Genomic DNA, 21,047 nt, shown 5'->3' with positions numbered 1-21,047 from the left:
GCGTTGAATATCGGTGACTCATACGCATACGTCTTTACTTGTATGTACAAGCATATGCAATCAAGCGGCCAACTTGTTGATGGAGTGTTCAAGAGAAATTGGGGATAGGGCTGAAAGCCCTGTGATTGAAGGGCTGCCGAGCGGCATGAAATTTTTCAGGAGGGTTTCTGGGGGGAAGACGGAAGGACATAAAAGCGTGGTGTTGCGCCACGCTGGGGCGTTCGGTAACAAGTTGGTGCGCATGGAGGGAACAATGAAGTGAGCTGTTGTGGCGAGGAAGCCTGCTCCCTCGCCACAACAGCGTTTCGCCGGATTTAGCGAGCCGTCAGCTCGATCACGCAGCATTGACCGTGGGAGGTGATTTCCAGCAGCCCAGTGTTACCGCGCAGTTGCAGGCAGTCATAAAGCCCCAGCGCCTCGACAGTCCCGTCAATCTGGACCCTAAGCGTCGGGGCCGCACTGAACACCAGCACCGTCCCCGCCTCGCTGAAAAACCGCTGCTGGCCGCCCAACCATTGCAGCCGCGCCTGGTAGCGCTGCGGCGCGTAGATCAGGTTGAAGTCACGAATCGGCCCGCCCAGCAGTGTGCAATGCACATGGCTCTCGCCGCTGAACGCGAAAGGGTCCAGCGGATGCAGAGGTCGCGTGGCATGGCCATCGACATTCAGCGTCATGCCGTCCCCCTGCAAGACCGTGATGATCCGCTCGTAGCCAGCGAACGTGGAAAAACCACCCGACTCACCAATATCGGCGATCGACAGGCGCCAGCCAAAACCTTCCAGGCCCGCACCAGCATCACGAGTGATTTCCTCGGTACTGCCGCCACCGTTCTTCCAAGGCATGCGCGGGTAATCCGCAGCGCGTAAAACCTTCAATTGGCTCATTTATGGAAACGCCCTTCCAGACTGTGACGGGAGCCCGGATGGATCAGGCGTGCGGCGGTCACCGGTTGACGCCCGGACCAGGTGCGGCGGCGGATCAGCAGGCAAGGCTCGCCTTTTTCGATCTGCAACAGCTTGCATTCGCTCGGCTCGGCCAGGATCGCCTCCACCACGTGCTCGCCTTCGGTCAGCGGTGCAACCTGGTTCAGGTAGGCGTAGGGGGTTTGCACGGTGAAGTCCTGCTTGAGGTAATCAGGCGCCACCAGCGCATTGACGAAACGGTCCTCGATTTGCACGGGAATGTCGTTCTCGAAATGCACGATCAACGAGTGGAACACTTTCTGGCCTTCGCGCATGTCCAGGGCCAGGGCCCGCTCGGAGCCGGCCGCCTCTTCTTCCAGGGTGATGACCTTGCAGGTATGCCGATGACCACGGGAGGCGATTTCGTCGGCGATGTTGTGTACTTCGAACAACGCGGACTGGCTCTTGGGCTCGGCCACGAACGTGCCGACACCCTGCATGCGCACCAACAGGCCGTCGGCGGTCATTTCCCGCAGCGCACGGTTGATAGTCATACGACTGAAACCCAGCTGGCTGACCAGCTCGCTTTCCGACGGCACGCGGTAATGCGGCGGCCAGTTTCCACTGTCGATCTGCTGGGTGATCATCTGTTTGACGCGGGCGTACAAGGGCGCCGGACTGTCACCCATGTGTGCGGCCAGAGGCGGTTTGGCAGGCGGAGTCGGCACGGCGGTTCCCTGTTCTGCGAATAAGGTTGCTAGCTTGCCGGAGTTTACCGGCCAGGCAAACGTCTGTATATGTATATACAAATTACACGCAACGAGGTTCAACCGATGTCCGCCTTCTTTGCCGAGCGTGCGCTGCTGCCTGATGGATGGGCCAATGATGTACGTCTTGAAGTCGACGCCGAGGGCGTCCTGACCCATGTCCAGGCCGATTCCCTCGCAGACGGCGCCGAACGGCTCGGTGGTCCGCTGTTGCCGGGCATGCCTAACCTGCATTCCCATGCGTTCCAGCGGGCCATGGCCGGGCTGGCGGAAGTGGCGGGCAATCCCAACGACAGTTTCTGGACCTGGCGCGACCTGATGTATCGCCTGGTCGGAAAAATCAGCCCCGACCAACTCGGTGTCATCGCCCGACAGCTTTACATCGAAATGCTCAAGGCCGGTTACACCTCGGTTGCCGAATTCCATTATGTACACCACGACACCGACGGCACGCCTTACGCCGACCCGGCCGAACTGGCCTTGCGTATCAGCCAGGCCGCCAGCGCCGCCGGCATCGGCCTGACGCTGCTGCCGGTGCTCTACAGCCATTCCGGTTTTGGTGGCCAGGCACCCAATGACGGGCAGCGCCGGTTCATCAACAGCACCGAAAACTACCTGAAGCTCCAGTCACGCTTGCAGCCGATCCTGGCCGCGCGACCGTCCCAGGCGCTGGGTTTGTGTTTCCACTCGCTGCGCGCCGTGACACCCGGGCAGATCCACGACGTGCTGGCCGCCAGTGACCGTGATTGCCCAGTGCACATCCACATCGCCGAGCAGCAAAAGGAAGTCGACGACTGCCTGAACTGGAGCGGCGCCCGTCCGCTGCAATGGCTGTACGAAAACGCCGAAGTCGACCAGCGCTGGTGCCTGGTCCATGCCACCCACGCCAATCCACACGAAGTCAGCCTGATGGCCAAGAGCCGGGCAATTGCCGGTCTGTGCCTGACTACAGAGGCGAACCTGGGCGATGGGATTTTTCCAGCCGTGGACTTCCTCGCCCAAGGCGGACGCCTCGGTATTGGCTCCGACAGCCATGTGTCATTGAGCGTGGTCGAAGAATTGCGCTGGCTGGAATATGGCCAACGCCTGCGGGATCAACGGCGCAACCGCTTGTATCGGGCGGACCAGCCGATGGTTGGCCGCACCTTGTTTGACGCGGCATTGGAGGGGGGCGCCCAGGCTCTGGGCCAACCCATCGGCGCGTTCGAGGTCGGCAAGCGCGCCGACTGGCTGGTGCTCGATGGCAACGACCCGTACCTGGCCACGGCCCAGGGCGACGGGATCCTCAATCGTTGGCTGTTTGCCGGCGGCGATCGTCAGGTGCGCGATGTGATGGTCGGCGGACGGTGGGTTGTGCGCGATGGCCGCCATGCCGGCGAAGAGGAAAGCGCCCGGGCGTTTACCCAAGTGCTGCGCGAACTGCTGGGCTGACCCCAAAAATCAATGTGATAGATACCAAATGTGGGAGCGAGCTTGCTCGCGATGAGGCCTTTACCTTCAACATGAATGTTGATTGAAAGTCCGCTATCGCGAGCAAGCTCGCTCCCACATTGGTTTTCGGGTGACTGTCAGTCCGAAGTCTTGGCCATCTGCCGGTCCGACGCACGCCAGACCAACCGTGTCGTGTCATAGCCCTGCTGGCGCGCCTTGCTCAGCAGCTCTTCTCGCACATCGACCTTGACCGTTGGCGTGCGCGACAGCAGCCAGAGGTAGCGCCGGCTCGGATCGCCAACGATGGCGGTCTTGTAGTCATCGCTGACATACAAGACCCAATATTCGCCCTTCGCCACGCCCGGCAGGATTTTCGAAAACCAAGTATCGAATTCAACCCAGAGCTTGTCGGTCTTGCCTGGCACTTGCGGATAAGCCGTGCCCCGGGCCTCTTCCCATTTCCAATCGGAAGTCAGGCAGCGGTTGAACACATCCACGTTGCCGTCGGGCTTGAGCGTGTAATGGGCTTCGGATTGCGCGCAGTTGCGCTGGAAATACATCGGCAGGCGGGCCAGCTCGTACCAGGTCCCTTGGTAACGTTTGAGATTGACACTGTTGACGGTCTTGGGTGCCAACGGATCTTCGCCAGAAGTGGCACAGCCAGCCAATACCAGGCCGGCCAAAAGCACAAACACTAACCGCATCATTATTTTTTTCTCCCGTGGGCGCTTGGCCCCGGTTTACTTCAGGTTACTTCAGGCCTTGGCCGGAAAACATCAACACTTTGTCACCGGCGTACTGCACGCTGATAAAGCTTTTCTGGTCGCCCCAGGTGCAACTGGACATGCCAAGCGCGCCCGAACAGTCAGTCGGCTTCCCCAGTAACGTCTCGACTTCGGCCTTGGGCATCCCGGCCGACAGCTTCGAATAGTTTTCCTGGTTGACCTTGCTGCATGCGGTCAACACGACGCACATAAACAGCAGGGCGATAGATCGCAGCGACATGGTGTAACTCCTGGAACGGAAGGGAGGTGGCAGGGTGCCAACCTGATCCTTAGAAGAGAAAACCCCTGTCTGGTTCCCTGACGACCCCAGTATTTATTGGCTGTGCGCAGGTGTTTCACCGATGAATCAGCCGGAGTGTGACGCCGTCGAACCTTTCGTCGGGATGGGCGCCCCAACGCCTGATGCGCCGGGCCTTTGCGCCGATAAAAAGTAACAGCGCAAAATCCTGCGTTATGGCAAATTGACTCCCCTTTTTGACCCGTCCCTTCGCGGTAGCGTTCTTAATGACCAGAAACATGAAATTCAGCCACAAAATCTTGTTGGCTGCCGCCCTTGTGGTGGCCGTCGCATTCGCCTGTTTCATCCTGTTCAACGACTACCGCCAGCGACAAAGTCTCAACACCAGCACCGAGACGTCCATGCAGGAGCTCGGCAGCCTGACCAGCCGCAATATCCAGACGTGGGTTGAAGGCCGGATCCAGTTGCTGCAATCGCTGGCCCAGCAAATCGCCATCGACGGCAGCAGTGCCGACAGCCTGAAACGCGCCGTGGGCCTGCCCGCCTATACCGGCAATTTCCAGCTCAGCTATTTCGGCGGTACCGACGGCGTGATGTTTTCGATACCAGCCGGCAATCGCGCCGCCGACTACGACCCGCGCGCCCGTGGCTGGTACAAGGCGGCCAACAGTGCCCAGCAAACCATCGTCACCGAACCCTACATCGCGGCTTCGTCCGGCAAGTTGGTCATTACCGTTGCGACACCGGTACAGCGCCAGAACCAGATGATCGGCGTAGCCGGGGCGGACATCGACCTGTCGAGCGTCAGCGCCATCATCAACTCGCTGAATTTCGGCGGCCATGGCCATGCTTTTATCGTCAGCGCCGACGGCAAGATCCTCGTTCACCCCGACAGCAAGCGCGTGCTCAAGACCCTCGCCGAGGCCTATCCCAACGGCGCGCCTCAAATCAGTCCGGGCGTGAAAGAAGTCGAGCTCGACGGCAAGACCCAGTTCATCTCCTTCACCCAGGTCAACGGCGTCCCCGGTGCCAACTGGTACGTGGCGCTGGTGCTTGATAAAGACACCGCCCTGGCAATGCTCAGCGAATTCCGCACCTCGGCGTTGATCGCCATGGTCATTGCCGTGGTCTTCATCATCGCCCTGCTGGGCATGCTCATCCGCGTATTGATGCAACCGCTGCTGACCATGGGCCGCGCCATGCACGATATCGCCGAAGGCGAAGGCGACCTGACCCGCCGCCTGACCATCCACGGCCATGATGAATTCGGCGCGCTGGGCACCTCGTTCAACCGCTTCGTCGAGCGTATCCACACCTCGATCCGCGAGGTGGCTTCAGCAACCGGCCAGGTCAATGAAGTCGCCCTGCGTGTGGTCAGTGCATCCAACTCGTCGATGTTCAACTCGGACCAGCAGGCGTCGCGCACCAGCAGCGTGGCCGCGGCCATCAACCAGCTCGGCGCCGCCGCCCAGGAAATCGCCCAGAACGCCGCCCTCGCCTCGCAACATTCCAGCGAGGCCCGCAACCTGGCCGAAGACGGTCAGCAAGTGGTGGATAAAACCATCACGGCGATGCAACAGCTGTCGGCCAAGATCAGCGATTCGTGCGGCAACATCGAAACCCTGAACAGCAACACGGTGAACATCGGCCAGATTCTCGAAGTGATCACCAGCATCTCCCAGCAGACCAACCTGCTGGCCCTGAACGCCGCCATCGAAGCGGCCCGGGCCGGTGAAGCCGGTCGCGGCTTCGCGGTCGTCGCCGACGAAGTGCGAAACCTGGCCCACCGCACCCAGGACTCAGCGCAGCAAGTGCAGAAAATGATCGAAGAGTTGCAAGTCGGTGCGCGGGAAGCAGTACTGACCATGACCGACAGCCAGCGCCAGAGCGAAAGCAGCGTCGGCATCGCCAACCAGGCCGGCGAACGCCTGGGCAGCGTGACCCAGCGCATCGGCGAAATCGACGGCATGAACCAGTCCGTTGCCACCGCCACCGAAGAACAGACCGCCGTGGTGGAGTCGATCAACGTCGACATCAACGAGATCAATACGCTGAACCAGGAAGGCGTGGAAAACCTGCAAGCCACCTTGCGTGCCTGTTCCGACCTTGAACAGCAAGCGGCGCGGTTGAAGCAGCTGGTGGGGAGCTTCCGGATCTAGCGCTTTGCGGGCCCTTCGTCAGATCGCCGCCCGGAGCCGGCTCCGGGCGGCGATCTGACGAAAGCGGTATCAGCCCTCAGCGGAAATCAGACCGACACCCTGACGAAAGACCGAATTAAGACTAAACTCAGTCCGTTCAGTTCTTCCGAGGCCCCGCACCATGAAACTCTCATCACAAATCAAACCCATCAGCTATTTGAAGAGCCATACCGCCGAAATCGTCAAGAGCATCACAGAGAGCAGAGAGCCGTTGATCATCACCCAAAACGGTGAAGCCAAGCTCGTGGTCATGGATGTAAAAAGTTTCGAAGAACAAGAAGACACCATGGCCCTGTTGAAGCTGCTGGCGATGGGCAACCAGGAAATTGAAGAGGGTAAATTCAGGGCAATCGAGGATATCTTCAGCGAACTGGACAAGGCCGACGCCCAATGAGCTTAAAGATTGTCGTTCTTCAGTCAGCTGAAACAGATCTTAAAGAGCTCCGCACATACCTCATCGAACGGTTCTCTCTTCAAACTTGGCAAAACACCTACGCCAGTCTAAAAACGGCAATCCGTCATTTGGAGACCTTGCCTTACGCAGGATCGATTCCAGAAGAAATCGAAAGGCTGAATCTCGGCCAGTATCGTCAGATATTGTCAGGGATGAACCGAATCATTTATGAGGTGCGGGGCCAAACGATCTATATCCATATCATCGCCGATAGCCGCAAGAGCTTGCCCGCTCTGCTGATGAAGCGATTGCTTCGAAGCAGCCCCTAAACGACTTACTAAAACCTCGACCCAGGCCTCTTCAAAAACTCCACTTCCTCAGCCGTGGACTCTCGCCCCAACACCGCATTGCGATGGGGAAAGCGTCCGAACCGGGCGATGATCTTCTGATGCCGCTCGGCATAATCCAGGTTGTCTTCAAACACCGCCCGCTGCGCCTCGGGTTGCTCCCGGACCAGCTCGATGAACCGTGACACGGCTTCGTTCTGCACCGCCAGGTTTTCGCAGTGTTCGAGGACGAGGTAGATGAAAACGCGCTGGATCGGTCGTAGTTGCTGGTCGAAACCCGCCGCCAAACCCTGGGCCACCAGCGCTTGGGCACGCAGGTCGCCGGAGAAGCCCTTGGGCGTGTTGCGAAAGATCATCCGCGGGAGTTGATCCAGCAGCAGCACCAGGGCCAGCCAACCCTCCGGACGTTGCGCCCAATCGGTCAATCCGCCGGCCAGTGCTTGCTCGACAAGATCGCCGAAGCGCTCTCGCGCCTGGCGATCGTGGCCTTTGCCGAACCACAGCTTGCCCTTGACAGCCGCAATCTCATCTGGTTTTTCGGCTGTGCCAAACCACCAATCGAGCAACGGCTGCCAGGGCTCGGCCATGGTTTACTCCTTGTGGTAAGCCGTGGCGCGTGCCACTTCTTCCTTCGAGCCGAGGAACACAGCAACGCGCTGGTGCAGGCCTTCAGGCTTGATGTCGAGAATGCGCTGGTGGCCGTCGGTGGAAGCGCCGCCCGCCTGCTCCACCAGGAACGACATCGGGTTGGCTTCGTACATCAGGCGCAGCTTGCCCGGCTTGGACGGCTCGCGGCTGTCGCGCGGGTACATGAACAAGCCACCACGGGTCAGGATGCGGTGTACGTCGGCAACCATCGCGGCGACCCAGCGCATGTTGTAATTCTTTTTCAACGGGCCTTCTTCGCCAGCCAGCAATTCGCTGACGTAGCGCTGTACCGGAGCTTCCCAGTGACGCTGGTTGGACATGTTGATGGCGAATTCCTGGGTGGTTTCAGGAATGGTGATGTCTTCGTGGGTGAGTACGAAGCTGCCCATTTCGCGGTCCAGGGTGAAGCCCTTGACGCCGTCGCCCAGGGTCAGCACCAACATGGTCTGAGGGCCGTAGATGGCATAGCCGGCGGCGACTTGCTCGGTGCCTGGTTGCAGGAAAGCCTTCTCATTCAGGGCTTCGTTCTGGCTCAAGTACTCGTTCGGGCAACGCAATACCGAGAAGATCGTGCCGACCGGCGCGTTGATGTCGATGTTCGACGAACCGTCCAGCGGGTCGAATACCAGCAGGTAGGCGCCTTTCGGGTATTTGCCCGGGATCTGGTAGGCATTGTCCATTTCCTCGGACGCCATGCCGGCCAGGTGACCGCCCCACTCGTTGGCCTCCAGCAGGATTTCGTTGGAGAGCACGTCGAGCTTCTTCTGCACTTCGCCCTGCACGTTTTCGGTGCCCATGCTGCCCAGGACACCGCCCAGCGCGCCCTTGGACACGGCGTGGCTGATCTCCTTGCATGCACGCGCCACCACTTCGATCAAAAAGCGCAGATCGGCAGGGGTATTGTTGCTGCGGGTCTGCTCAATCAAATAGCGACTCAAGGTAACGCGGGACATGGACGGCTCCGAAGAATAGGGGGCGGAAAACCCGCGCAGTTTAGCGCGAGTCGGGACTTAATTCCTCCTATGAGACGGGATATGGAGGATTGAGTTCACGGGGTGTCGGTTCGCTTGGGTATTTCTGTTGAATGACAGGGCGCCATCGCGAGCAAGCTCGCTCCCACAGTTGACCGAGTTGTTTTGACGAACGCGGCCTATTGTGGGAGCGAGCTTGCTCCGAGCGGCGATCCGACGATGAACACACCTCAGCTCTTGACCGGCGGCTTGCGCAGCAGACTGAAGGCCATCGCCGCGAGGAACACCACGCTGAGCAGCAGCACCGCCCACAAGCCGATCTTTTTCCAGTTGGTATCCGCAGTCGCTGGTGTGGCTTCAACCACAGGCGTCGAGGTGGCCGTCCCGTTGACCGTCGCGGCGCCCAGCGTCGCCAGGCGCGACGGCTTGTAGTCTGGAATCAGCGTGGTCAACGGCAGGCTGGCCGCCTTTACCGTCGCGCTGCCCAGTGCCAGCGTATAAGGCCCTTCGCCGCGAGCCAGGAACACCACCTGGGTCGCACGCACGGCAAACCGCAGTGCAGGGGCTTCGGTGCCGAGGCCACCGCCGCGCTCATCCACCGTCAGCTTCAACTGTTGAACGGTCTGGCCGGACAGCTGCAGTTGGTTTTGCAGCACGTCCTGGCCGTTCTGCGTCAGGCGATAGAGCAAACCGCCGCCCATTGGCTGCCAGGGATGGCTGCTTTCACGGCGACCGGCCAGGGTCACCGGCGCCAGGCTGTTGGCCTCGCTGAGATCCACCTGCACCTGTTCAACGTCCACCCCCATCGGCAACTGCCAGGTGTATTCGCCGGCCTTCGTAGTGCTGCCGGCGAGCGGTTGCGACCAGACCAACGGCAACGGCAGGCTTTCGCGGCTGGCGCTTTGCAGTTGGGCCGAGGTCAGCACCGGCGCCGAGGACGGCGAATCCCACAGCAACCGCAAGTACCGCGCCGATTGGCCAGGCAAGCTCACCTCGTGCTGCTCGACCCGCTCGTCGGCAAACGTCAGCCGTGCGACCTGGCCCTCACCCCAGGCCTGCCAGTGTTGCAAGTCGTCGCTGGCTTCGATGCTGAAACGCTGGAAGCCGTCGCGTTCGCTGGTCCAGTCGAGGATCAGTTGCTGCAGCGGGGCCTTGATTGCGCTGGCATCGAGCAGCCAGCCGCGCAGTTCTTCTTCCCCCGCTTCGAGTCGGCTGGACGGTTGTACTTCCACCAGCGTGCCGTTGGCGTTCGATTGCACCCGCACGCTGGGCGCGCGCTCACTGTCATCGGCCGCGTTGTACAGCGGGAACCACTTCACATCGGTGAGGGTGCGATTTTCTCGACTCTGGGCCGACTCACGGACCAAGGCGTAGGCCTGGGCCTGCCCGGCGGCGTTGAAGACCCGCACATCACTGAGGTCGGTTTGCCGCGCCCGCAACTGGACATCCAAGGGCAACGGCAAGCGATACCACGGCCCCTCGCCGCTCAAGGCCAACGGCACCTGATGGGCGAAATCCTGCGGTTGCTCCTGCGCCGTCGCCGACAAGGCTGCCCACAGCCCGACCACGCCCAGCCCGATTCGACTCAATTTGCGACTCAAGACGACACTCCCTCACTGACAGGCATTGGCGGCTCGGCATCCGGGGCCGACTCCGGGCGCTTGGGTGGCAGCGGCGCAAAATAGCCCACCACCAGCAGCAACACCCCCACGCCGATAAACGACACGATCCGCGCCAGACCGCCACGGTTACTCAATTCAACGAAGAACAGCTTGGCCACGACGACAGCGATCAACGCCGCGCCGATCAGCCACACCTCTCGGCGATGGCGCAGGTGCCCGCCGATCATCAGGCCCAAGGCAATCAAGGTCCAGACGATGGACAAGCCGGCCTGTACGAACATGGACTCAAGCAACGCATCCAGCTCGTACGGGACACCCATCCACTGGTGGGCCGTGCGCATCACCAGGGCAGTGAAGAACGCGAACAGCGAAACACCGGCGATCAACTGAGCAATATGACCGATACGACTCCAACGGGTCGTCGTTTGCTCGACGGCGTTGCGGGCCCACACATAGATACCGAACAAGGCGAACAGCAGGCCCAGCTCCAGGGGATTGAGCAGCGGCACATAAGGCAGTGGCTCCGAGTTGCCGTCGCTGAAGGTGTTGGTCAGCCAGAACCAGCCGAGCATCAACAACGCCATGGGCGCCGCCGCGTAGACGCGGTATTCCCGTGGTTGTGCAGAAACCGGCCATGGCAAGGTGCGCGGCGTGGACACCAGCACCAGGTAAAGGCCCGGCAGAATCGCCCAGGCCAGCCAACGCCAGGCGTTGTACTGCTCGGACAACAGCAGAAGGCCGTAACGCAACTCCAGCATCAATACCGCCATCAGCAACCAGCAACCGAGCACGTGAGCTGTACTGCGCGCCTGGGCCGGCAGCGTCGACGCCAGCCGCTTCAAGGACACGAAATGCACAGCGAACACCGTCAACCAGGCCAGCCAGCCGAAATCCGCCGCCGGATGATAACGGCTGTGCCCGGTCGCCAACAGCACACAGCCCGCCGCTGGAATCAGCAAGGTGCACAGCAGCCCCAACGCCGGCCATTTCAACCGCAGCGACAAGACGCTCCATACCGCCACGCTGGTCGCCGCCACAATCAACAGCAAGCTGCCTTGCAGGTTGGCCGGGGCAAAGCGCAGCACTTCGCTGACCCACGCCAGTGCCCACCAACCGGCGCCCCATACCAGCAATAGCTCGGAGAGGCGCTGCAAGCTCAAGACGTCCAGCTCCTGCGTCGAGTGCGCCCGTTGCAGTCGCCATGCGCCCACCAGCGCCGCCAGCCCCAGTACCAGTGGCGTCCAGAAGCCGCTATGGGCCAACGGACGGAGATCTTCGGCGTTGAGCGGGCCCAGCAGCGACGGCCCCGCAGTGAGGAAGGCAGCACCACCAAGCAATTGCAGCAGCAAGCCGAAGACAAAGCTCACGCGTTGTTTCAGGTACAGGCTCAACCAGATGATCAACAGGCCGCTGGCCGCCCAAACGCCGCTCGCCGTTTGCCAAGGCAGAACGAACAGCACCGCGAGATTGATCAGCACCAGCCCCGCCAGCAACACCACGGACAACCCGCGCAACAACCGGACATCGTTGCGCACCATGTCATCACGAGCCGCCAGGAGCATGCCGCCGATCAGTGCCAGGCCGATCAGCGAAGCACTGAGCAAACCGCTCCAGCCAGCATTGAACACGGCCGTCGAATCCCCTTCCGCGCCTTGCAGGCGCATCAGGAACAACGCACCGCCCAACAGTTGCACGGCGAACGCGGTAAACAGGAAGGCCCTTGATTGCAGGCGCAGGCCGACAAACAGCGTCGTCAGCCCAGCAAAGGCCCAGGCAATGGCGGTGCCGTGAGTAAAGAAGAACAGCGGCGCCAGCGAGTAAAGGAAGCCCAGCCCCAGTACCGCCAGCACAGGCTGAGCCTGACGCTCCCAGCTCGCGACATGCCCGGGCTCGGCCTTGTGCAATTGGTAGAAGCTGAACAGCAAGGCACAACCGAGCATCAACGCGCCCAGCCATGACCCCTCCAGCAGGCTGCCTTCACCTGGATGCAATTCGCTGACGAAGGCCAGCGCCGATCCCAATTGCAGCAACAGGGCAAAGATGCGCGCGAAGGGGCGCTGCTGGCGCAGGCCCAGCCAGAAGATGCCGGCGCCTTCCACCGCCCACGCTGCGGCAGTCCAACGGGCATCGAGGCCAAGCGGAATCGCCAGACTGCCGAAAATCACGCCCAAGGCGAGGCAGGTTTCAGCCAACAATACAGCGCGACCGCCCATCAAAACGCGGGCCAGCCCCATGTAGATCATGCCCAGGGCCAGGGCACTGAACGCCGCGGCGAACTCCAGATGCTGCACCAATGCGAACTGCAAGCCGAAGCCTACCAAGGGCGGGCCGAACAGCATGCTGCCGTCGACGTAGTCGCCCTTGCGTGCCGACCAGCGCAACATCGCGTCCCGGCTGTCATCTTCGGGCGCATCGCTCATTTCCAGCAGCTTGCGCCGGGTAAACAGCAAGCCGATCACCAGGTACATCAGGAAAAACACGATGAGGAACGGTTCGGTGCTCCACAACAATTGCGGCGCATAGGAACGCAGCCCCCAGGCGAAACCGATGCCAAAGGTGCCGACAAAGCCAATCAGGTTGAGCAGGCGCCAGGCCTTGAACCAGGCAATCGCGAGAATGCCGGTATTAAGCAAGATGAAATAGCTGAACAGCGCGACATGGTTGCCACTGCCGGTGGAGGTCAGGATCGGTGCGGCAAACCCGCCCAGCGCGGCAGCCGCCGCCAGGCCCATGGCGTTCTGGGTAACCGCCAGGATCGCCGAGAACACCGTGACCGCCACCAGCAGGCCCAGCGCAGCCTTCGAATCGAGCAACGGATGCAGGCGCATGGCGGCAAACACCGTCAGGTACAGCACGGCAATCCCCGTCCCCTGCAGCATCAGCGCATAGTTGCTGTTGCGGTGGCGTAGCCACCAGCCCAGGCCCAACAGGCCCAAAGCGCTGGCCGCGACGCCGGCATAACGCAATTCGATCGGCACCACCATGCCTTCGGTGGCGTAGCGCAGCAGGAACGCCAGGCCGAGGAACAACAGCACCACGCCGACCCGCAGCACGGTGTTGCCGCCGAACAGCCAGTTGCGCGCGCCCGTGATGGCGCGGTCGAACAGATTCGGGCCTTGGGGGGGCGCAGGCGCCGTCGGTTCAAGGGGCAACGGCGCGAAGTCGCGATCGGCGCGCCGAGTGGAAGCGGCTGGCGCAGGGGTCCAGATATCGTCAGGCAGCGGCTGGCTGGCCTGGGTGCTCATGGCGGGAACGGGTTCGAGGTCTGGCGGCAACTCCCAGACCAGTTCCGGCTCGGTGCGGGTTCGTGGTTGCGCCACTTGAGGCGCGACACCCTCGGGGGCCGGCGCCGGATCGCTCGGTTCGGCGACCTTGCCGCGCTCGAGAACCGCCAGCCGCGCCTCCAACGTGAGCACGCTCTGCTGGGTCTCTTGCAACAGGATCTGTTGCCTGGCCGCCTGGTTTCCCAGGCGCCCCAGGCGAAACGACTGGGCGATGCCGAGCCCGACCAACGCACCTATCAGCGCATCGGCGAACGACTCATCCACCACCCAGCCGAGTGCCAGGCCCAACAGTGTCAAAATCCATTGCATATGGTCGATATCCCTAAGCGGCCCGTTACGGGCATGACCGGGAAGATGTGGTGCCTGGATCAGCCTAGTGGAACAGCACAATTCTTGTGGGAGCGGGCTTGCTCGCTCCCACATTAGAATATTGGTGCTGCCAATGACTGGGCTACGACATCACAACCCCGGCGAATCTGGCGCTTAGTATATCGACGAAGCCCAACCGCCGTTGGGCTTCGCTCACATTTCCTGCAACGTTTACTCCAGGGCCTTCCAGATGTCGGTGGCGTATTCGCGAATGGTCCGGTCCGAGGAGAACCAGCCCATGCGTGCGGTATTGAGCACCGCCGAGCGCCACCACTGCTTGGAGTCGTGCCACTTTTCTTCGACCTTGGCCTGGGCGTTCCAGTAGGCGTCGAAATCGGCGCAGACCAGGAAGCGGTCGTAATCCACCAACGAGTCCACCAGCCCGGTGTAACGCATCGGATCGTCCGGCGAGAACACCCCGCCACGAATCGCCTGCAACACATCGTTGAGTCGATGGGACGCAGCGATGTCCGGCGCGGCGCTGAATTCACCGTTGCGCTTGCGTGCTTCCACCTGCTCGGCAGTCAGACCGAAGATGAACATGTGATCGCCGCCGACGCGCTCGTGCATTTCCACGTTGGCGCCGTCCATGGTGCCGATGGTCAGCGCGCCATTGAGGCCGAACTTCATGTTGCTGGTGCCCGACGCTTCGAAACCGGCCGTGGAGATCTGCTCCGACAAATCCGCCGCCGGGATGATGCTTTCGGCCAGGCTGACGTTGTAGTTGGGCAGGAACACCACTTTGAGCAAGCCGCGCACGGTCGGGTCGTTGTTCACTACCCGGGCGATGTCGTTGGTCAGCTTGATGATCAGTTTGGCCTGGTGATAACTGGCGGCAGCCTTGCCGGCGAAGATCTTCACCCGCGGCACCCAGTCCACTTCCGGCTCGGCGCGAATTGCCTGGTACAGCGCCACGGTGTGCATCAGGTTGAGCAACTGACGCTTGTACTCGTGGATCCGCTTGACCTGCACGTCGAACATCGCCGCCGGATTGACGGCGATGCCCAGGCGCTCGTGAATCAGGTACGCCAAGGCTTTCTTGCTGTGCAGCCGCTGTTCGGCGAACTGCTTGCGGAACGCCGGCTTGTCGGCGAACGGCTCCAGCTCGATCAGGCGTTCCTCGGGGTTGTCGAGCACGCTCGGGCCAAGGGCGTCGACCATCATCGAGGTCAATTCGGCGTTGGCCTGGAACAACCAGCGGCGGAAGGTGATGCCGTTGGTCTTGTTGTTGATCCGCTCGGGGTAGAGCTTGTGCAGCTCGGAAAACACCGTGCTGCGCATCAACTGGGTATGCAGCCCGGACACGCCGTTGACGCTGTGGGAACCGAGGAAAGCCAGGTTGCCCATGCGTACCCGGCGGCCGTTGTCCTCTTCGATCAACGACACCGAGCGCAGCACGTCGAAATCATGCACGCCCTTGGCCCGCAGCGAATCGATGTGCTGGGCGTTGATCAGGTAGATGATCTGCATGTGCCGGGGCAACATGCGCTCCATCAGCCCCACCGGCCAGGTTTCCAGGGCTTCGGGCAGCAACGTGTGGTTGGTGTAGGACAGCGTGTCCTGGGTGATCTGCCAGGCCGCATCCCACGCAACGTCGTAGACGTCCACCAGCTGGCGCATCAGCTCGGCCACGGCGATGGACGGGTGCGTGTCGTTGAGCTGGATCGCCGCGTGATCGCCCAGCGTCAACACTGAGGTGTGCATGTTGCGATGACGGCGCAGCAGGTCTTGCAGCGAGGCGGCAACGAAGAAATATTCCTGGCGCAGCCGCAGTTCCTGGCCGGCCTCGGTGCTGTCGGCCGGGTACAGCACGCGGGAGATACTCTCGGCCCGGGCGACTTCCGCCACGGCACCGAGGTGGTCGCCGGCATTGAAGCGTTCCAGGTGCAGCTCTTCCATGGCCCGGGCGCGCCACAGGCGCAGGGTGTTAACGCTGGCACCGCGCCAACCCACCACCGGTGTGTCATAGGCAATGGCGCGCACGGTTTCGGCCGGGGACCAGACCTGGCGGGTCTTGCCGCTGTCGTCGGTGACGGTCTCGACGCTACCACCAAAGCCGATCGGGTAGACCACTTCCGGCCGCTCGAACTCCCATGGGTTGCCGAAATCGAGCCAGTGCTCGGTCTGCTCCTGCTGCCAGCCATCGACAATCGCCTGGCGGAACAAACCGTGTTCGTAACGAATACCGTAGCCATGGCCGGCGATGCCCAGTGTGGACATGCTCTCCATGAAGCACGCCGCCAGACGGCCAAGGCCGCCGTTGCCCAGGGCCGCGTCGGGCTCGAGCAGGCGGATGCGCTCAAGGTCCACGCCCAGTTCCGTCAACGCTTCGCGAGCGGTGTCCAGCAGGCCGAGGTTGCTCAGGCTGTCGTAGAGCAAACGACCAATCAGAAATTCCAGCGAGAGGTAATAGACGCGCTTCTGGCCCTTGCGGTAGATCTGCCGCGTGTGGTCCATCCAGTGTTCGACCATGTGGTCGCGGGCGGCAAGGGCTATGGCTTCGAACCAATCGTGATCAAACGCATGATCGGGGTCCTTGCCGACGGCATAAGTGAGTTTGGTCAACACGGCGTCGCGAAATGCCGCAACCTCAGCTTCGCGAACAAGTGGTTCTTGAGTCATTGATGAGACCTCGAACGAGCATGGAATTGTCTGAGCCTAGTCGGTCTGACAGACGGTACAGGCTCTTGGTTCGGTGGTTTTTCCGCGAGCGTCGGAGAATCGTCGCCAAGGAATTGCCGATGGGCGAATGAATGCAGGGGCCGTGCCGCTGCGGGACGGTTTTGTCGGGACGCAAAAAAAACCGGCAGATGGTCGTTCAAAATTTCACCAGTCCCGGTATGATCGCGCGCCCTGATGCATGCTGGTACACACCGATGATGAAGCCCAACCTGATCGCCGCCGCGGAGATCGACCGACTCGATACCTGGGCCAAGTACTCCGCCCCGATGTGCGGTTCCTGCGTGTCGAGCTGCTGCACGCTGCCGGTGGAGGTCAAGATCAAGGACCTGATCCGGATTGGCATCGTCGATGAGTTCGAACTGGGCGACCCGCCGAAGAACATTGCCAAGCGCCTGCAAAAGGAAGGGATCGTCGAGCGCTACAACCAGAAGTCGGAAATCTTCACGTTGCAACGCATGAGCAACAACGACTGCCTGTATCTGGACCGCAAGAGCCGGTTGTGCACCATTTACGAGAAACGCCCGGACACCTGCCGCAACCATCCGCGGGTCGGGCCGCGGCCGGGCTATTGCGCCTACAAGCCCAAGGAAGTGGAGCGCGAGCGTAATCCGCGGACGTTGGATCGGTTTTGATCAACTGATGGTTTAGCGGTGATTGATTTACCGCTATCGCGAGCAAGCTCGCTCCCACAGTAGATCTAGTCGGGCACAAATCGGTGCCCACTGAAAATCCCTTGTGGGAGCTTGCTCGCGAAGAGGCCCCCACAGACGCTGCAAAAACTCCAGGCACAAAAAAACGCCCCCGGTCTCACGACCGGGGGCGTTTTCATTCAACCTGGGCTAAATCAGGCCTTGGCTTTCTTGGCGGCGCGGGTACGCTCGCTTTCGTCCAGGATCTTCTTGCGCAGGCGGATCGACTTAGGCGTCACTTCGCACAGCTCGTCGTCCTGGATGAATTCCAGCGCCTGTTCCAGGGTGAAGCGAACAGGTGGAACCAGGGCGATGGTTTCGTCTTTACCCGAAGCACGCATGTTGTCGAGCTTCTTGCCCTTGGTAGGATTCACGCCCAGGTCGTTGTCACGGCTGTTCAGACCAACGATCTGGCCACCGTAGATTTCCTGGCCGTGCTCGACGAACAGCTTGCCACGCGCCTGGAGGGTTTCCAGGGAGTAGGTCAGTGCCTTGCCGGTTTCGACCGAAACCAGAACGCCGTTCTGACGGCCGGACATGTCGCCCGACTTCATCACGTCGTAACGGTCGAAGATCGAGGTCAGGATGCCTGCGCCGTTGGTCAGGGTCAGGAACTGGTTACGGAAACCGATCAGACCACGAGCAGGGATGTTGTATTCCAGACGTACACGGCCCTTGCCATCCGGCACCATGTTGGTCAGGTCGCCCTTACGCAGGCCCATCTCTTCCATCACCTTGCCCTGGGATTCTTCCGGCAGGTCGATGGTGACGTTTTCGAACGGTTCGTGCTTCACGCCGTCAACCAGGCGGATGATCACTTCCGGACGGCCTACAGCCATTTCGAAGCCTTCGCGACGCATGGTTTCGATCAGTACCGAGAGGTGCAGTTCGCCACGGCCGGAGACCTTGAACTTGTCAGCCGAGTCGCCTTCTTCAACGCGCAGTGCAACGTTGTACAGCAGCTCTTTGTCCAGACGTTCCTTGATGTTACGGGACGTCACGAACTTGCCTTCTTTACCGCAGAATGGCGAGTCGTTGACCTGGAAGGTCATGGAAACGGTTGGCTCGTCGACGGTCAACGGCTTCATCGCTTCGACGGTGTCCGGGTGGCACAGGGTGTCGGAGATGAACAGCGAGTCCATGCCGCTGATGCACACGATGTCGCCAGCTGCAGCTTCTTCAACGTCTACACGGTGCAGGCCGTGGTGACCCATCAGCTTCAGGATACGACCGTTGCGACGCTTGCCGTCGGCACCGATAGCCACGACCGGAGTGTTCGGCTTGACGCGACCACGAGCGATACGGCCAACACCGATAACACCCAGGAAGCTGTTGTAGTCCAGTGCCGAGATTTGCATCTGGAACGGGCCGTCACGGTCGACTTTCGGCGCTGGTACGTTGTCGACGATCGACTGGTACAGCGGGGTCATGTCTTCAGCCATTTCGGTGTGGTCCAGACCGGCAATACCGTTCAGGGCCGAGGCGTAGACGACTTTGAAGTCCAGCTGTTCTTCGGTGGCGCCCAGGTTGTCGAACAGATCGAAGATCTGGTCCAGAACCCAGTCCGGACGCGCGCCTGGACGGTCAACCTTGTTGATGCACACGATCGGACGCAGGCCGGCTTCGAAGGCCTTTTTGGTCACGAAACGGGTTTGCGGCATAGGGCCGTCCTGGGCGTCGACCAGCAGCAGCACGGAGTCGACCATCGACATCACGCGCTCTACTTCACCACCGAAGTCGGCGTGGCCCGGGGTGTCCACGATGTTGATGTGGTAGCCGTTCCAGTTGATGGCGGTGTTTTTCGCCAGGATGGTAATACCGCGCTCTTTTTCCTGGTCGTTGGAGTCCATCACGCGCTCGTCGTTGAGCTCGTTGCGCTCCAGGGTGCCGGATTGACGCAAGAGTTTGTCTACCAGGGTGGTCTTACCATGGTCAACGTGAGCAATGATGGCGATGTTGCGTAGATTTTCGATCACTTGTGTATCTCGATCAGAGGATTCGGTGTGCTGACAGGTCGTGGCAGCGATTTACAGTAGAGTCCGACAGTTACAGCGTGTCGGCGGCGTCGGGGGGCCGGTGACGCAGGCCACAGGCAAACAGCCCCGGGCACTTAGCTCGGTCGATAAACGCGCACATTGGCATGCCCCTCACTGAGCAAATGGTGGGCATGCAGGCGACTCATCACGCCTTTGTCGCAATACAGCAGGTACTGGCGAGTAGGGTCCAGTTCCTTGAAACGCGCGTTCACTGCATAGAACGGCATCGTTTGTACCTCGACGCCGGCAACGCTCAGCGGATCGTCTTCAGCATCGTCCGGATGACGGATGTCGATGATGATCTGACCGGCCAGCGCTTCGCCGACTTCTTCAATCTGGATGTCCTGGCCCAATTCGTCGATGACCCGATCGATCGGTACCAGCCTGGCGTTCTCGATCGCGCGCTCGAGTACCGCCATGTCGAATTCTTTCTCTTCGTGCTCCACGCGCCCGCGCTTGGCCGCCGTCTTCGGGTTGACCGAGATGACTCCGCAATACTCCGGCATGTGCCGGGCAAAATCGGCGGTGCCAATCTCGTTGGCCGTGTCGATGATGTCCTGCTTGTGGCTGGCGATCAGCGGACGCAGCACGAGCTTTTCGGTCACGCAGTCGATCACCGACAGGTTCGGCAGCGTCTGGCTCGACACCTGGGAAATCGCCTCGCCGGTCACCAGCGCGTCGATGTGCAGGCGGTCGGCGATGCTCGTCGCGGCACGCAACATCATACGCTTCAAAATGACGCCCATATGACTGTTATCGACTTTGCCGAGAATCTCGCCCAGGACTTCCTCGAACGGCACGCTCACAAATAACACGCGTTGGGAGCTGCCGTACTTCTTCCAGATGAAGTGCGCCACTTCCATTACGCCCAGTTCGTGGGCACGACCGCCAAGGTTGAAAAAGCAGAAATGGCTCATCAGGCCGCGACGCATGATCTGGTAGGCGGCAACGGTGGAGTCGAAACCACCGGACATCAATACCAGCGTCTGCTCCAGGGAGCCCAGCGGGTACCCGCCGATGCTGTCGTGCTGGCTGTGGATCACGAACAACCGCTGGTCGCGAATTTCGATGCGCACTTCGATCTGCGGTTCTTTCAGCGAAATACCGGCGGCGCCGCACTGCCGGCGCAACTGGCTGCCGACGTACTTTTCCACGTCCATCGAACTGAACGGGTGCTTGCCGGCGCGCTTGCAACGTACGGAAAAGATCTTCCCGGCCAGGGCATCACCATAATGGAGCATGCATTTGGCGAGGATGTCGTCGAAGTCCCCCAGCGGATATTCGTCGACCTGCAGGAAATGCGCGATACCCGGCATGCAGCTCAGGCGCTCGGTCATTTCCTTGAGTAGCTTGGGTTCGCTGACGCGGGTTTCCAGTTCGAGATTGTCCCACACGCCATTCACCACCACGGCCGGGTCCAGGTCACGGAGCACGGCACGGATGTTCTTGGCCAACTGGCGGATGAAACGCATCCGTACCGGGCGGCTCTTGATGGTGATCTCGGGGAAGACTTTTACGATTAGTTTCATGAAAACAGCGCGCGAACGGCCAGCCGAAAAAGGGGGGCGCGGATTATAGCGGAAATTGCTCAAGGTTTAACCAGTTAATGTGAAGATGGTTTTGCATGCACCAAAACAGGTCATTATCGATTGACTGCGCAACATTGCAGTGCGTTATTGTCTGA

Annotated in this window: 17 protein-coding genes; 5 read left to right on the top strand and 12 right to left on the bottom strand. The window is 60.9% G+C overall.

All coding sequences use genetic code 11. The features are described 5' to 3' along the window. Positions 1 to 314: 314 nt before the first annotated feature. Together J3P79_RS02070 and hutC are read right to left on the bottom strand one after the other, a co-directional pair. The gene (locus J3P79_RS02070; RefSeq protein ID WP_434607751.1) at positions 315 to 884 is read right to left on the bottom strand and encodes a HutD/Ves family protein; all 570 of its coding nucleotides are present in this window, start codon (positions 882 to 884) and stop codon (positions 315 to 317) included. Then, the gene (gene hutC, locus J3P79_RS02065; RefSeq protein WP_339481153.1) at positions 881 to 1,591 is read right to left on the bottom strand and encodes a histidine utilization repressor; all 711 of its coding nucleotides are present in this window, start codon (positions 1,589 to 1,591) and stop codon (positions 881 to 883) included. The genes J3P79_RS02070 and hutC overlap by 4 nt, the downstream gene beginning before the upstream one ends. 144 nt (positions 1,592 to 1,735) lie before the next feature. On the opposite strand from hutC, the gene J3P79_RS02060 reads away from it, so the two are divergent. Beyond that, on the top strand, positions 1,736 to 3,100 hold the full coding sequence (locus tag J3P79_RS02060; protein WP_434607749.1) for a formimidoylglutamate deiminase: 1,365 nt from the start codon (positions 1,736 to 1,738) through the stop codon (positions 3,098 to 3,100). 137 nt (positions 3,101 to 3,237) lie between these two features. Here J3P79_RS02060 and J3P79_RS02055 read toward each other — a convergent pair whose 3' ends face one another. The 3 genes from J3P79_RS02055 to J3P79_RS02045 form a co-directional block, all read right to left on the bottom strand. Beyond that, positions 3,238 to 3,807: a lipocalin family protein gene (locus J3P79_RS02055; RefSeq protein WP_434607747.1), complete on the bottom strand. Its 570-nt coding sequence runs from the start codon at positions 3,805 to 3,807 to the stop codon at positions 3,238 to 3,240. A 43-nt stretch (positions 3,808 to 3,850) separates the two neighbouring features. Continuing rightward, positions 3,851 to 4,105 carry a hypothetical protein gene (locus tag J3P79_RS02050; protein WP_003186715.1) on the bottom strand — a complete coding sequence of 85 codons (255 nt, stop codon included), beginning with the start codon at positions 4,103 to 4,105 and terminating at the stop codon, positions 3,851 to 3,853. A gap of 115 nt (positions 4,106 to 4,220) precedes the next feature. Then, a complete protein-coding gene (locus tag J3P79_RS02045) occupies positions 4,221 to 4,403 on the bottom strand; it encodes a hypothetical protein (RefSeq protein ID WP_434611640.1) in 183 nt (60 codons plus the stop codon). Here J3P79_RS02045 and J3P79_RS02040 point away from each other — a divergent pair. From J3P79_RS02040 to J3P79_RS02030, 3 genes are all read left to right on the top strand, one after another. Beyond that, positions 4,390 to 6,282 carry a methyl-accepting chemotaxis protein gene (locus J3P79_RS02040; RefSeq protein ID WP_434607746.1) on the top strand — a complete coding sequence of 631 codons (1,893 nt, stop codon included), beginning with the start codon at positions 4,390 to 4,392 and terminating at the stop codon, positions 6,280 to 6,282. The two genes, J3P79_RS02045 and J3P79_RS02040, sit on opposite strands and share 14 nt — an antisense overlap. Positions 6,283 to 6,442: 160 nt before the next feature. Further along, positions 6,443 to 6,715, top strand: a complete 273-nt coding sequence (locus tag J3P79_RS02035) for a type II toxin-antitoxin system Phd/YefM family antitoxin (RefSeq protein ID WP_434607744.1) — start codon at positions 6,443 to 6,445, stop codon at positions 6,713 to 6,715. Further along, entirely contained in the window at positions 6,712 to 7,044 is a 333-nt protein-coding gene (locus J3P79_RS02030; RefSeq protein ID WP_434607743.1) for a type II toxin-antitoxin system RelE/ParE family toxin, read from the top strand. Before J3P79_RS02035 ends, J3P79_RS02030 begins: the two co-directional genes overlap by 4 nt. Positions 7,045 to 7,052: 8 nt before the next feature. Here J3P79_RS02030 and J3P79_RS02025 read toward each other — a convergent pair whose 3' ends face one another. The 5 genes from J3P79_RS02025 to J3P79_RS02005 form a co-directional block, all read right to left on the bottom strand. Beyond that, positions 7,053 to 7,649, bottom strand: a complete 597-nt coding sequence (locus J3P79_RS02025) for a DUF924 family protein (protein WP_434607741.1) — start codon at positions 7,647 to 7,649, stop codon at positions 7,053 to 7,055. Positions 7,650 to 7,652: 3 nt separating this feature from the next. Continuing rightward, positions 7,653 to 8,663: a class 1 fructose-bisphosphatase gene (locus J3P79_RS02020; RefSeq protein ID WP_030141457.1), complete on the bottom strand. Its 1,011-nt coding sequence runs from the start codon at positions 8,661 to 8,663 to the stop codon at positions 7,653 to 7,655. Positions 8,664 to 8,911: 248 nt separating this feature from the next. Then, positions 8,912 to 10,282, bottom strand: coding sequence for a DUF3999 domain-containing protein (locus J3P79_RS02015; protein WP_434607739.1), 1,371 nt, complete (start codon positions 10,280 to 10,282; stop codon positions 8,912 to 8,914). Then, positions 10,279 to 13,896, bottom strand: coding sequence for a DUF2339 domain-containing protein (locus tag J3P79_RS02010; RefSeq protein WP_434607737.1), 3,618 nt, complete (start codon positions 13,894 to 13,896; stop codon positions 10,279 to 10,281). Before J3P79_RS02010 ends, J3P79_RS02015 begins: the two co-directional genes overlap by 4 nt. A gap of 231 nt (positions 13,897 to 14,127) precedes the next feature. Continuing rightward, a complete protein-coding gene (locus tag J3P79_RS02005) occupies positions 14,128 to 16,578 on the bottom strand; it encodes a glycogen/starch/alpha-glucan phosphorylase (RefSeq protein ID WP_434607735.1) in 2,451 nt (816 codons plus the stop codon). A 254-nt stretch (positions 16,579 to 16,832) separates the two neighbouring features. On the opposite strand from J3P79_RS02005, the gene J3P79_RS02000 reads away from it, so the two are divergent. After that, positions 16,833 to 17,270, top strand: a complete 438-nt coding sequence (locus tag J3P79_RS02000; protein WP_024778075.1) for a YkgJ family cysteine cluster protein — start codon at positions 16,833 to 16,835, stop codon at positions 17,268 to 17,270. A 212-nt stretch (positions 17,271 to 17,482) separates the two neighbouring features. Here J3P79_RS02000 and typA read toward each other — a convergent pair whose 3' ends face one another. After that, positions 17,483 to 19,303, bottom strand: coding sequence for a translational GTPase TypA (gene typA, locus J3P79_RS01995; protein ID WP_039592718.1), 1,821 nt, complete (start codon positions 19,301 to 19,303; stop codon positions 17,483 to 17,485). Positions 19,304 to 19,437: 134 nt separating this feature from the next. Continuing rightward, a complete protein-coding gene (gene thiI, locus J3P79_RS01990; RefSeq protein WP_434607733.1) occupies positions 19,438 to 20,892 on the bottom strand; it encodes a tRNA uracil 4-sulfurtransferase ThiI in 1,455 nt (484 codons plus the stop codon). Positions 20,893 to 21,047 lie beyond the last annotated feature (155 nt).

The organism is Pseudomonas sp. R1-7 (assembly GCF_051132105.1).
Lineage (GTDB): Bacteria > Pseudomonadota > Gammaproteobacteria > Pseudomonadales > Pseudomonadaceae > Aquipseudomonas.
This window is presented reverse-complemented; position numbering and strand designations above follow the sequence as displayed.